Source organism: Pedobacter sp. NEAU-ZC8, assembly GCF_059278965.1.
In genome coordinates this window covers 46,778-59,416 of sequence record NZ_JCAJXC010000003.1, presented here as the reverse complement: position 1 = coordinate 59,416, position 12,639 = coordinate 46,778, and the positions used below count along the sequence as shown (strand labels likewise).

Genomic DNA, 12,639 nt, shown 5'->3' with positions numbered 1-12,639 from the left:
TTGATGTTCAAGGCTAATTATGTGTCTGTATGTTAATATTCGTCTTCGTTAAAGAAAAAGTCATCCTTTGTAGGGTAATCAGGCCAAATCTCTTCAATGGTTTCATAAGGTTCGCCGTCATCCTCAAGGGCTTGTAGATTTTCGATTACCTCAACTGGTGCACCTGATCTTATACCGTAATCAATTAATTCGTCTTTTGTTGCAGGCCATGGAGCGTCTTCCAAATGCGATGCTAGTTCTAGTGTCCAATACATATTATTCGATTTTTATATACAAATTATTAATTTCCGCAAAAGTATAATAAAATTGTTCATAAGAACAAACTATTTTTTCCTATAACGCTACATTCTCGGAATCCATATATTTTCTGGTGCTCCGGCATTATAATTTACTTTTCTTGAAAGTACAAACAAGTAATCACTTAGGCGGTTTAAATAGATCAGAATATTTTCATTTACTTGACTTTCCGTAGCCAGGTGCACTGCAAGCCGTTCTGCCCGGCGGCAAATGCAACGAGCAACATGGCAAAAGGACACTGTAGTATTACCGCCAGGAAGTATGAAATGGGTAAGTTGCGGTAAGGTTTCATTCATAAGATCCATCTCCTGCTCAAGAACGGAAATGTCTTCAAGGTTAAGATCAGGGAGCTTCTTTTTTGAACGCTCCGGATCGGCGGCAAGCTCAGCTCCGATCGTAAATAACCTGTCCTGAATCTCCTTAAGAATATTTGACTCATGAACACCGATTTCCTGGCATCGGATTAGTCCGATATAGGAATTTAGCTCATCTACGGTACCATAGCATTCGATTCGCAAGTGGTACTTGGGCACGCGTGTTCCCCCGATAAGGGAAGTAAGACCTTTATCACCTGTTTTAGTGTAAATCTTCATGATTATCAAATTTGTTCAAAATCGTCACCCGACGCCTGCAATTTAGATAATCTTGGGGATACCGTTTTAATGTCTGTATTTAAATAATCGTTTTCAATCAGGCCGTCACGCATACGCACAATCCGGTGTGCATGCTGCGCAATATCCTCTTCGTGCGTAACCAGGATAATGGTGTTTCCTTTGCTGTGAATTTCTTCCAGAAGTCCCATGATCTCGATGGAGGTCTTCGTGTCCAGGTTACCTGTAGGCTCATCGGCCAGGATAATCGAAGGATTGTTGATCAAGGCACGTGCAACAGCAACACGTTGACGCTGCCCCCCGGAAAGCTCGTTGGGCTTGTGGGTGACACGGTGACCCAATCCAACATTCTCAAGCGCTGCAGTAGCACGGCGGTCTCGCTCCTGTTTATTTGCACCTGCATAGATTAGCGGAAGCGCTACGTTATCTAATGATGTGGATCGCGGCAGCAAGTTGAAAGTCTGAAACACGAAACCAATTTCTTTATTTCGAACTTCTGCAAGTTCATTATCCGACATGTGGCTCACATTCGTGCCGTTCAGGATATAGTCACCCTTAGTTGGGGTATCCAGACAACCCAGGATATTCATTAAGGTGGATTTACCAGAACCAGAGGGCCCCATTAATGCAACAAATTCGCCTTTGTAGATATCCAGTGACACTGATTTTAGCGCATGAATAACTTCAGCGCCTATTACATATTTACGACCGATATCTTTGATGACGATTAATGGAGTTTCCATAGAGAAGCTTTTAGTTTTTGGGTTAAGACTGTTGTACTTGCCGATATGTTACACCGGGCTTTACTTTTCTATAATTTTCGGCACCATAAAGAACCTGTCATTGTGCTCAGCGGCATTTTTCAATGCCTCCTCCACCGGCAGCTCAGCCTTGGCAACGTCTTCCCTCCAAACATTGTGGGTTTCATTCATATACACCAATGGCTCAACTTCAGTCGTATCCAATGCATTTAACTGCTCCATGAAAGTTAAGATCTTACTCATCTCATTGATTAAGCCAGGCACTTCCTGTTCCTTAATCTCAATTCTGGCGAGGTTAGCTACTTTATATATGGTTTCTTCGTTGATGTTCATCGCATTTATAATTTACTGTTTATCGTGTTGAAAACCTTTTCCTTTAACAGTTCATCTTCCTTCAAAGCAAGGTTATCTGTAAAGATAGGCTTATGAACATAAATATCACAAATACCTGGTCGGCTTCCATAGCGTGAACCATCATCCCAAATGAGATCCCAGGCGTTGATGATGCTTATTGGAACTATTGGCACCTGCTTTTCGATCGCTAAACGAAAGGGGCCATTTTTAAAAGGCATTAACTTCGGTGGATAATATTCATCCTGAATGCCTCCTTCTGGAAAGATCAATAAACTCATTCCATTTTGCAGGTTCTCTCCTGCTCTTTTGAAGGCACGAAACGCAGAGATCTTGCTGTCGCGATTAACAGGAATGTCTATAGTTCTGAAGAAGATGCCCAGAACCAGGTTGTTTTCCAGCTCTGCTTTGCCCATGAAATGGAAGCGTCCATGTGCCAGCATGCAGAGGATCATGATGTCGAGATTTGAACTATGGTTAGCGCAATAGATATAATGCTGTTCTGGATTTAATGGGACCTCAAATTTGTATTTAAAACGGATGCCCCCAAGCATGCTGCAGATCTTGCTATGATAAACGCGGAGTTTGTTCAGTACATCATACCATTCAGGCCTTCTTGATGCCAACCAGTAAAGTGGAAAGAAAAGGATGGAAAAAACAGAGATAATAAAAAGGAAATAAATGCGGTGACAGCGTCTTAACAGTTTAAACATCAAATCAAAAGTAGAAAATAATTCAATTAAGAGGCCCTGCGGTATACCTGATTTCGAATTCGAATACCCTGTGTTAAGTCAAAAATCGAATAATACTGAATTGAATTGCCCTTTTTTATTAATTTCGGCCCCATGAAAGAAACGGTAGTTAGTGGGATTCGCCCGACAGGTAAATTGCACCTGGGTAATTATTTTGGAGCAGTTACGAACTTTGTAAAGATGCAGCATGATTACAATTGTTACTTTTTTATTGCTGACCTACACTCTCTAACTACACATCCGACGCCGGGGGATCTGCATGGTTATGTAAAACACGTGCTTGTAGAATATCTGGCTTGCGGCATTAACCCGGAAGAATCTACTATTTACATTCAAAGCGACGTACCGGAAGTAGCAGAGCTTTACCTGTACCTGAATATGAATGCATACTTGGGTGAGCTGGAGCGCAGCACCTCTTTCAAAGATAAAGTCAGATCCCAGCCGGATAATGTTAATGCAGGCTTGCTGACCTATCCTACCTTGATGGCCGCCGATATCTTGATCCACAAGGCCACTAAAGTGCCCGTTGGAAAAGATCAGGAGCAGCACCTGGAGATGACCAGAACGTTTGGTAATCGCTTCAACCGCCTTTACAATGCAGAAACCTTCCCTGAAGCATTTGCATTCAGTTATTCTGAAAACCTGGTTAAAGTACCTGGATTAGATGGAAAAGGCAAAATGGGCAAATCTGAAGGTGATGCAAACTGTATTTACCTTTCCGATAGTCCGGAGGTGATCCGTAAAAAGGTGTCTAAAGCTGTTACCGATGGCGGCCCAACCGAAGAAAATCAGCAGAAGCCCGAAGCTATTGAGAACCTTTTCAATTTGATGAAGATCGTTTCAGCAGCCGATACGGTAAACTTCTTTGATGAGCAGTATAACAAATGTGCAATTCGATACGGCGACTTTAAAAAACAACTGGCTGAAGACATGATTGTTTTCAATACGCCAATCAGAGAGAAGATCGAAGACATCGCAAAAGATACTTCCTATCTGCGCCAGGTTGCCAGACATGGTGCACTTAAAGCGAGAGAAAGCGCACAAAAGACACTTAAAGAAGTTAGATCGCTAATTGGCTTTAAGCCTTTCTAATACAAACATATAAACTACAAAATACATGCATATCGCAATTGTCGGAAACATCGGTGCCGGAAAAACAACCCTTACAGGACTGCTTGCCAAAAATTATCAATGGGAAGCCTTGTATGAGGCTGTAGACAATAACCCATACCTGGAAGATTTCTATAGCGATATGAAACGTTGGAGCTTCAATCTTCAGATCTACTTTCTAAACAGCCGTTTTCAGCAGATCGTAGACATTCAAAACTCCACCAGGAATGTAATTCAGGATCGCACGATTTATGAAGATGCCTATATCTTTGCAGAGAACTTGCATGACATGGGGCTCATGACCACCCGTGATTATAATAACTATCGTGCAATCTTCGACAACATTACCTCATTCATCAAACCACCAGACTTGCTGGTATATTTGAAGGCTTCTGTACCGACCCTGGTGAATAACATTCAACGCAGAGGTCGCGAGTATGAAGCAAGCATCCGGATTGACTATCTATCAAAATTGAACGAGAAATACGAAAACTGGATAAAAGGCTATAGTGCAGGCAAACTGCTGATTTTGGATAAAGACAAACTTGATTTCACAAACAATCCGGAAGACTTAGGGGTTGTTATAGAAAAAATAGAAGCAGAAATTCACGGATTATTTTAATGAAGATTATAGGAATTATACCTGCCAGATATGGCTCCAGCAGATTTCCAGGGAAACCCCTGGTGCAAATAGATGGCAAGAGTATGATTCAGCGGGTATACGAGCAGGCATCGAAGTCAACACGTTTGGATGCTGTGATCGTAGCAACTGATGATGTCCGAATAGCCGATGAAGTAAATGCTTTTGGAGGTCGGTTTCATCTTACTAGTGCAGCCCATCAAAGTGGCACGGACCGCTGTGCAGAAGTTATTCGTAAGGAATCCGGCTTTGACGTGGTCATTAATATTCAGGGGGATGAGCCTTATATTGATCCTGCACAGATCGACCTTTTAATTTCTTGCTTTGATGCAAGTACGGTGCAGCTTGCAACCCTGGTTAAACAGATCCACAGCAACGAAGAGCTTCTTAACACCAACATTCCTAAGGTTGTACTTAACGCCTCAGGGGAAGCGGTTTATTTTAGCCGCCAGACCATTCCATTCGTCCGGGGAAAAGAAAAGGAACAATGGCTCGAGGAGCAGATTTACTACAAGCATATTGGGATATATGGTTACACCGCGGCCACCCTGCTGGAGATTACCAAATTGGAACCCTCATCTTTAGAACTTGCAGAAAGTCTGGAACAACTTCGCTGGGTAGAAAATGGTTACACCATTCAGACGAAAACAACAACCTTGGAGACCATTGCTGTAGATGCTCCGGAAGATCTACTTAGAATAAAGACCCTTTCTTAAGGGTTGCAGACAATACTAACTCAACTATGAAGCTGAAAATTCTCTTGGTATTTATCGGTGTACTTTCCTTGGCAAGCTGTTCAAGCGATCCTAAATCTAACACACGAAAAGTTGAAGTGCATGAGCAAGTTAAGCAAGTAACTAAACCCTTCAGCGACCTGGAACAGGCTGACACGTTCAGAGTGGTATTGACGGGCGACAAGCCAAAGAATATGATGCTTAAGTTCAGTATTATCGCTCATGGTGGAAAGCAAATTTATGCTCAGAATTTAGAAGCGAAAACGCTCATAGATCATTACAAGCAGAGCGTTGATTTAAAGAAAGAAGATAAGCAGCTTGCTTTCATGAAACAGGAATTTGATATGTTCTTCGAAGAAGACAACTTTCTGGAGCCAGCGGTTACCGAATCAGAAGAGCCGGATCAGTTTGTTCCTGACAAAGCTTTTTATGCGGAGTTGAAGCAGTCAGGTCTTAATGGATTTATGTATCGCCTCGGACAGGAAAACAAGGTCTATATTGCCTGGTCCAACCGGGAGCAGAAGGTAAAGATCTACTACAAATGTTGCTAAAATAAGCTGCTGAGCTTCAATGGCTCATCTATGATATAGCGCACTCACCTGCCTGCTGCAATTCATTTTTACAAAAGATAAACGCCCGGTTTAGTTAAAATTGTTAGCTTTGTATCCCGTACAAAAACAATTAAAAAGGCGCTAAAAGCTCTTTTTCCAACTCAACACTATGACAAAGTATATTTTTGTTACGGGCGGTGTTACTTCCTCTCTAGGGAAGGGCATCATTTCCGCATCACTTGCCAAACTTTTACAAGCACGGGGTTATAATGTAACCATCCAAAAATTTGATCCTTACATTAACATTGACCCAGGAACCTTAAACCCTTATGAGCATGGCGAATGCTATGTGACTGAAGATGGTGCCGAAACAGATTTAGACCTTGGGCACTACGAACGCTTTCTAAACAGACCTACCTCACAAGCGAATAACATTACCACAGGTCGTATTTACCAAAACGTGATCAACAAAGAACGTAAAGGTGAATATCTTGGAAAAACCGTGCAAGTTGTACCACATATTACCGATGAAATTAAACGTAATATGAGGATTCTTGGTGAAAGTGGCGAGTTTGATATCGTGATCACAGAGCTGGGTGGTACAGTTGGGGACATCGAGTCATTGCCGTTCATTGAAGCGGTAAGACAGTTTAAATGGGAAGCTGGCTCAAACAATGCTATTGTTATTCATCTTACGCTTATACCTTTCCTTGCAGCAGCAGGTGAATTGAAAACAAAGCCTACGCAACACTCTGTTAAAGCTTTATTAGAGTATGGTATACAGCCAGATATCTTGGTTTGCCGTACTGAACATCATATTGGTGCAGACATCCGCAAAAAAATTGCATTGTTCTGTAACGTAAACGTAAATGCAGTTATTGAATCCATTGATGCATCTACCATTTACGACGTACCATTGTTGATGCTTAAAGAGCAGCTCGACAAAATTGTTTTAAGCAAACTAAAACTTCCAAGCAAAAGCGAGCCGAACCTGGATCTTTGGAAAGATTTCCTTGGCCGACTTAAGAATCCGACCTCAGAAGTTAAGATTGGTTTGATCGGTAAATATGTAGAGTTACCGGATGCTTACAAGTCCATCATAGAAGCGTTTATACATGCAGGTTCTAAAAATGAATGTAAAGTAAAAGTTGAGTACATACATTCAGAAGGCATTGAGCCTGAGAATGCTAAAGATGCCTTAGGACATCTACATGGTGTTTTGGTAGCGCCAGGTTTTGGTAGCAGAGGTATTGAAGGAAAGATCGATGCCATCCAGTACGTCCGGGAGAATAATGTACCATTCTTCGGCATCTGCCTGGGTATGCAATGTGCGGTGATTGAATATGGTAGAAATGTGATCGGATTGAAAAATGCGAACACGACGGAGATCGATGAAAACACTGAATACCCTGTAATCAACATGATGGAAGATCAGAAGAACATCACCAATAAAGGTGGTACCATGCGTCTGGGATCTTATCCATGTGACATCAAAAAAGGCACAAAAGCTTTTGCAGCTTATGGAAAAGCCCATATTACGGAGAGACACCGTCACCGTTTTGAATTTAATAACCAATATTTAAAGCAGTACGAAGAAGCAGGTATGATTGCTTCGGGTATTAATCCAGATAGCGGCCTGGTGGAGATTGTAGAGCTCAAAAATCATCCATTTTTTGTTGGCGGACAGTTTCACCCAGAATTAAAGTCAACAGTTGCTAATCCGCATCCACTTTTTATTAAATTTGTCGCCGCTGCGATGGAGTATGCGAAGAAAAAAACCAATTAATTCGTTTAAAAATCAATAATGGATAGAAATACGTTCACAGGATTATTCCTGATCATGATTGTTTTAGCAGGATCATTCTACTTTTTCAAGCCAACGGAGGCAGAATTGAAAAAGGAAGCTGAAAGAATTACTGCTGACTCACTCAAAAGAACCGGCAATAATGCTGCGACTACCAAAATGCCAGCTGCCGCGCAGGCACCTGCACCTGTTACACCGGACTCCAATGCTTTAAAGGGCCCCTTCGGCTCAAACCTGACCGGTACCGAGCAAACTACAGTTCTTGAGAACGAGAAGTTAAAACTTACGCTTACCAATAAAGGTGGTAAGATCTTGTCTGTAGAGGTTAAAAATGAAAAAACCTACGAAGGAAAACCATTGGTGTTATTCTCCGGAAATGAGAATAAGTTCGGTTTAAAATTGAACATCAATGGTAAGATTGTAAATACCAATGATCTTTACTTTACTTCTACTACGAATGGAACTGGTGTTACCATGCGTGCAAATTATAATGGTGACAAGTATCTGGAATACTTCTACGATCTTCAACCGAATACAAACAACGTTACCTTCAACATCAACTTAAACGGCTTCAATCAGCTTGTTCAAGGAAATGCGATTACCCTGAACTGGGAAGCTATTCTTTTGGAGCAAGAGAAGTCAGTTGCAAATGAACAGCTTTATTCTGCACCTTATTACAAGTATGTAGATGAGAATCCAGAGCACCTGAATTTCTCGAAAGACGTTAAAGAAGAATTAACGGAAGGCAAGATTGAATGGGTTGCTTTTAAACAACACTTCTTTTCAGGCATATTGATTCCTAAAGAAGGTTTCTCAAAAGGTGAGGTTGAGGTAAAGGTAACAACAGCGCCAGGACAGGTGAAATGGTATGCTGCAAATCTGGAACTCCCTTTTAACCAGTTGGCTGCTCAGAGCTATGGCATGAGCTTTTACTTCGGTAACAACAAATTCTCGGAACTTCAAAAACAAGGTCACGACATTGAGAAGATTGTTGAAATGGGCTATTGGCCTTTAAAATACATTAACCGTTTTGTTGTACTGCCTGTATTTAACTTCCTTGAAGGTTTTGGATGGGGATATGGATTGATCATTCTGGTATTAACCGTGTTGCTGAAACTGGTACTGTCGCCACTTACCTACAAGTCTTACATCTCCATGGCGAAGATGCGGATTCTTAAACCAGAGATGGATGAGATCAAAGCAAAAGTTGGTGAGGATAACCCTACCCTTTTACAGCAGGAATATCTGAAACTGTATAAACAAGTTGGTGTAAATCCACTTGGCGGATGTTTGCCGATGTTGCTGCAGTTACCAATTGTAATGGCCTTCTTCTTCTTCTTCCCGAATCTATTCGAATTGAGGGGACAAAGCTTCCTTTGGATGCAGGACCTTTCTACTTACGATGAGTTCATTAAGTTTGGCTTTACTTTACCTTTCATCGGGGATCACTTGAGTTTGATGTGTGTGTTAATGACAATTTCTACGTTGATCTTTACCTACTTCAATAACCAGGTTTCGGGTGCAACAGGTCAGATGAAATACATTGGTTACATTATGCCGATTGTATTCTTAGGAGTGTTAAACAGCTACCCTGCTGGTTTGAACTACTACTACTTCCTGGCGAACATGTTAACCTTCGGTCAGCAATTTTTGATCAAGTCTATGGTGAATGATGAAAAGATTCATGCTATTCTTAAAGAGAACAAAGCTAAGCCTGAAGAGAAAAGAAAGAAATCTAAATTCCAGGCTCGCTTAGACGAGTACATGCGCCAGCAACAGCAGGCGAAAGTTCAAGGAAAGAACACTAAATAATTAGAAGCACCCCAAGGGGTGCTTTTTTTATGCATTTACTTTGCAGAGGTATCTGTAGAATATAGGCTGCGCTATAAGCTGCAACTTTTTTCAAAGCAGGTATTTTACCGAATAAACCAGACAGGCCATTAAAAGTGTTCGGAATTCCATAAGGACCTTCTTGTAAATACATCTTTTTTCAATGATGCCTTAATTGAACGCTGCTTTTTCTGTAATATTTGACATACAGAGCGCTGATTATCTTAAGAATTTGCAATTTTTATACATTAATAGCGAATCAATCTGAATATGCAGAAATCAATCACCATTATTTTACTTTTAATTGTGAACCTGGCCCTGGCACAGAAAAAGCCATTGGACCATCAGGTTTATGACAGCTGGGAAAGCATTGCTACAAAGCAGATCTCCAACAACGGCATATGGACCGCCTACAATGTTGCACAACAGGAAGGTGATGCCCGGCAATACTTCAGCAATATGAGTACAAACCAGAAAATTGTTGTACCAAGAGGTACAGCAGTGAAGTTCAGTGCAGATACGAAGTTTGCTGCCTTTCTGATTAAACCTCAGTTTCAGGAAACCAGAACTGCCAAAATCAAAAAGAAAAAAGCAGACGAGATGCCTAAGGATTCCCTGGGGTATATTGATCTGACCACGGCAGTAGTCAGCAAAGTGCCGCGTGTAAAGTCTTTCCAGATACCTGAAAAGGGAACAGCACTACTGGCCTATCACCTGGAAAAACCAGACACCGCAAAGAAAGTGAACCCAGCTAGCCCTAAAGCACCTGCTGCCGTACCTTCACCAGCGGTTAAAAAGAACGACATGGCTGACTTGCTGGCGGACGACGACAAACCTGGAGCAGATAAAAAAACTGAAGGTACTGACCTTGTTTTTAAAAATCTACTAACCGGTGCCACGAGGACGTTTAAATACGTAACCGATTATAGCTTCAGCAAGAATGGAAAGCAGCTGGTATTTACCTGCAGCGGTTCTAAGAAAGACAAAGAAGCGCCTGCTGGCGTGTTTGTATACAATACGGAAAAAGGTGGACTGAAAACTTTGATTAAAGGTAAAGGTACCTTCAAGAACTTTGTGTTTGATGAAGAGGGCGAACAGATTGCATTTGTTGGTGAAACAGGTCCTGAAAAGCAGGAAATCAAATCTTACCAGGTATATTACAATGCCTTAAGTCTTGATACTGCGCAGATCCTTGTAGATAATGAGATCCCTGGTATGCCGGCAAAATGGAACGTAAGTGCAGATGGGAAACTAACTTTCAGTAAGGACGCCACCAAATTGTTCTTTGGCATTGCCCCGGTTAAAAAGCCAAAAGACACTACACTGGTGGATTTCGAACATGCTAAGCTGGACATTTGGGGCTACAAAGATGACTACCTGCAGCCTATGCAGCTTAAAAATCTCGACAGGGAATTAAAAAGAAGCTACCTGACCGTGATTGATATTTTCAACAGTGATCCGAAGATCGTTCCTTTAACAGATCAAAGTCTGCCAGATGCAAGCCTGCTGAAAAAGGGAGATGCAGCGTTTGTACTCGCAACCACTGACGTTGGTAACCGAATTCAAACACAATGGACTGCAGAAAGCATCCGTGATGTGTATTTAGTTGATGTAAAAAGTGGCCAGCGTAGAAAGATCTTGACTGGTATCAACAGTAACGTAATGGCCTCCCCTGATGGAAATTATGTGCTTTACTTTGACAAAAGAACCTCGGGTTGGTACTGCTACAACATCGCTGATGGAATAACCGTACACCTGAATAAGGATCTAAAGGAGAAGTTTGCTGATGAAGAGAATGATGTTCCGGCAGACCCATCATCCTACGGGCTTGCTGGCTGGGCAGAAAAAGATAAAGCCGTTTACATTTATGACCGGTACGATATATGGGCTTTCAATCCAGATGGTAAGTCAGCACCAAAAAACATAACCAACGGATACGGGCGAAAAAATCAAATCACACTACGTTATCAGAAGCTTGACTCCGAAGCGGAATTCATCAATAAAGGAACAAGTTGGTTGGATGCCTTTAATAATATTACTAAAGAGAATGGATTTTTCCGAAAAGACCTAGGGAATACCAAAGATCCTGACTTGGTTGTGATGGCTCCTTTCAAGTTTTCTGATCTTGTTAAGGCTAAAGATGCAGATCGACTGGTTTATGAAAAAGCGAACTACACCAATTCTCCGAATGTTTTCAGCTCATTGGACCTGAAAACAGAAGTTAAACTAAGCGCAACAAATCCGCAGCAGCAGAACTATAACTGGGGAACCGCAGAGTTGGTTAAATGGACAACGCCAAAAGGCTATAAATCTGAAGGTATCTTATATAAACCGGAGAATTTTGATCCGAATAAGAAGTACCCAATGATCGTGTATTTTTATGAGAAACTGTCGGATGGGTTATATAGCTATCAAGCACCGGCCCCTACGCCTTCAAGATTGAACATACCGTTTTTCGTTAGTAATGAGTACCTGGTATTTGCACCAGACATCAGCTATGAAACTGGATACCCGGGTAAGTCAGCCATGGAGTTCATCAACTCCGGTGTCGAAGCGCTGAAGAAGAACAGCTGGGTAGATGGCACGAAAATCGGCATTCAGGGACAAAGCTGGGGTGGTTATCAGGTGGCATACCTCATCACACAAACCGACATGTACGCTGCAGCCTGGGCGGGAGCTCCGGTGGTGAACATGACTTCTGCTTACGGCGGAATGCGTTGGGAAAGCGGCATGAACAGACAGTTCCAGTATGAGAAGACACAAAGCCGGATCGGTGCTACTTTATGGGAAAAACCTGAGCTCTATATTGAGAACTCTCCCCTGTTCTACCTTCCGAAAGTAAATACACCAGTTGCAATCATGGCCAATGATGCTGATGGTGCTGTGCCCTACTATCAAGGCATTGAAATGTTTGCTGGCCTGAGAAGACTTGGAAAACCTGCCTGGTTGCTTGTTTACAACAATGAAGCACACAACCTGGTGCAGCGACAAAATCGTAAGGACATCTCGATCCGCGAACAGCAGTTCTTTGATCACTATCTAAAAGGCGCGAAGGCACCACAGTGGATGGTGACAGGTGTACCCGCGACAGAAAAGGGAATCAACTGGGGTTTTGAACTCACCGACGCCAAACCATAAACTAAAATCTATAGCTTTGCCACTGCCGGACTCCTCCGGCAGTGGCTTTTTTATACCCTT

General features: G+C 42.0%; 12 protein-coding genes. 7 read left to right on the top strand and 5 right to left on the bottom strand.

Annotated elements, in window-relative coordinates; genetic code table 11:
- Positions 1-32 precede the first annotated feature (32 nt).
- From AC5WJX_RS03440 to AC5WJX_RS03420, 5 genes are all read right to left on the bottom strand, one after another.
- Complete coding sequence (locus AC5WJX_RS03440; RefSeq protein WP_008240955.1) at positions 33-254, bottom strand: DUF2795 domain-containing protein; 222 nt, start codon at positions 252-254, stop codon at positions 33-35.
- An 87-nt stretch (positions 255-341) separates the two neighbouring features.
- The gene (locus AC5WJX_RS03435; protein ID WP_494483362.1) at positions 342-890 is read right to left on the bottom strand and encodes a cob(I)yrinic acid a,c-diamide adenosyltransferase; all 549 of its coding nucleotides are present in this window, start codon (positions 888-890) and stop codon (positions 342-344) included.
- Positions 891-895: 5 nt separating this feature from the next.
- Positions 896-1,651 (bottom strand): ABC transporter ATP-binding protein, encoded by a 756-nt coding sequence (locus AC5WJX_RS03430; RefSeq protein ID WP_440429242.1) that lies wholly within the window; start codon positions 1,649-1,651, stop codon positions 896-898.
- Between the two features lie 60 nt (positions 1,652-1,711).
- Positions 1,712-2,002, bottom strand: coding sequence for an Asp-tRNA(Asn)/Glu-tRNA(Gln) amidotransferase subunit GatC (gatC, locus tag AC5WJX_RS03425; RefSeq protein WP_494483361.1), 291 nt, complete (start codon positions 2,000-2,002; stop codon positions 1,712-1,714).
- Positions 2,003-2,007: 5 nt separating this feature from the next.
- Complete coding sequence (locus tag AC5WJX_RS03420; RefSeq protein WP_494483360.1) at positions 2,008-2,733, bottom strand: lysophospholipid acyltransferase family protein; 726 nt, start codon at positions 2,731-2,733, stop codon at positions 2,008-2,010.
- Between the two features lie 132 nt (positions 2,734-2,865).
- On the opposite strand from AC5WJX_RS03420, the gene trpS reads away from it, so the two are divergent.
- From trpS to AC5WJX_RS03385, 7 genes are all read left to right on the top strand, one after another.
- Positions 2,866-3,864, top strand: coding sequence for a tryptophan--tRNA ligase (gene trpS, locus AC5WJX_RS03415; protein WP_494483359.1), 999 nt, complete (start codon positions 2,866-2,868; stop codon positions 3,862-3,864).
- Positions 3,865-3,889: 25 nt separating this feature from the next.
- Positions 3,890-4,504: a deoxynucleoside kinase gene (locus AC5WJX_RS03410; protein ID WP_440429238.1), complete on the top strand. Its 615-nt coding sequence runs from the start codon at positions 3,890-3,892 to the stop codon at positions 4,502-4,504.
- Positions 4,504-5,238, top strand: a complete 735-nt coding sequence (kdsB, locus tag AC5WJX_RS03405) for a 3-deoxy-manno-octulosonate cytidylyltransferase (RefSeq protein ID WP_440429237.1) — start codon at positions 4,504-4,506, stop codon at positions 5,236-5,238. The genes AC5WJX_RS03410 and kdsB overlap by 1 nt, the downstream gene beginning before the upstream one ends.
- A 26-nt stretch (positions 5,239-5,264) precedes the next feature.
- Positions 5,265-5,807 (top strand): hypothetical protein, encoded by a 543-nt coding sequence (locus tag AC5WJX_RS03400; protein ID WP_494483358.1) that lies wholly within the window; start codon positions 5,265-5,267, stop codon positions 5,805-5,807.
- 169 nt (positions 5,808-5,976) lie between these two features.
- Positions 5,977-7,593 (top strand): CTP synthase, encoded by a 1,617-nt coding sequence (gene pyrG / locus AC5WJX_RS03395; RefSeq protein WP_440429234.1) that lies wholly within the window; start codon positions 5,977-5,979, stop codon positions 7,591-7,593.
- Between the two features lie 18 nt (positions 7,594-7,611).
- On the top strand, positions 7,612-9,423 hold the full coding sequence (yidC, locus tag AC5WJX_RS03390; protein WP_494483357.1) for a membrane protein insertase YidC: 1,812 nt from the start codon (positions 7,612-7,614) through the stop codon (positions 9,421-9,423).
- 288 nt (positions 9,424-9,711) lie between these two features.
- Complete coding sequence (locus AC5WJX_RS03385) at positions 9,712-12,579, top strand: S9 family peptidase (RefSeq protein WP_494483356.1); 2,868 nt, start codon at positions 9,712-9,714, stop codon at positions 12,577-12,579.
- Positions 12,580-12,639 lie beyond the last annotated feature (60 nt).

What these genes read in the sequence shown, in the direction of transcription:
- AC5WJX_RS03440 (WP_008240955.1), bottom strand. Translation starts at nt 254, where the DNA reads ATGTATTGGACACTAGAACTAGCATCGCATTTGGAAGACGCTCCATGG.
- AC5WJX_RS03435 (WP_494483362.1), bottom strand. Translation starts at nt 890, where the DNA reads ATGAAGATTTACACTAAAACAGGTGATAAAGGTCTTACTTCCCTTATC.
- AC5WJX_RS03430 (WP_440429242.1), bottom strand. Translation starts at nt 1,651, where the DNA reads ATGGAAACTCCATTAATCGTCATCAAAGATATCGGTCGTAAATATGTA.
- gatC (WP_494483361.1), bottom strand. Translation starts at nt 2,002, where the DNA reads ATGAACATCAACGAAGAAACCATATATAAAGTAGCTAACCTCGCCAGA.
- AC5WJX_RS03420 (WP_494483360.1), bottom strand. Translation starts at nt 2,733, where the DNA reads ATGTTTAAACTGTTAAGACGCTGTCACCGCATTTATTTCCTTTTTATT.
- trpS (WP_494483359.1), top strand. Translation starts at nt 2,866, where the DNA reads ATGAAAGAAACGGTAGTTAGTGGGATTCGCCCGACAGGTAAATTGCAC.
- AC5WJX_RS03410 (WP_440429238.1), top strand. Translation starts at nt 3,890, where the DNA reads ATGCATATCGCAATTGTCGGAAACATCGGTGCCGGAAAAACAACCCTT.
- kdsB (WP_440429237.1), top strand. Translation starts at nt 4,504, where the DNA reads ATGAAGATTATAGGAATTATACCTGCCAGATATGGCTCCAGCAGATTT.
- AC5WJX_RS03400 (WP_494483358.1), top strand. Translation starts at nt 5,265, where the DNA reads ATGAAGCTGAAAATTCTCTTGGTATTTATCGGTGTACTTTCCTTGGCA.
- pyrG (WP_440429234.1), top strand. Translation starts at nt 5,977, where the DNA reads ATGACAAAGTATATTTTTGTTACGGGCGGTGTTACTTCCTCTCTAGGG.
- yidC (WP_494483357.1), top strand. Translation starts at nt 7,612, where the DNA reads ATGGATAGAAATACGTTCACAGGATTATTCCTGATCATGATTGTTTTA.
- AC5WJX_RS03385 (WP_494483356.1), top strand. Translation starts at nt 9,712, where the DNA reads ATGCAGAAATCAATCACCATTATTTTACTTTTAATTGTGAACCTGGCC.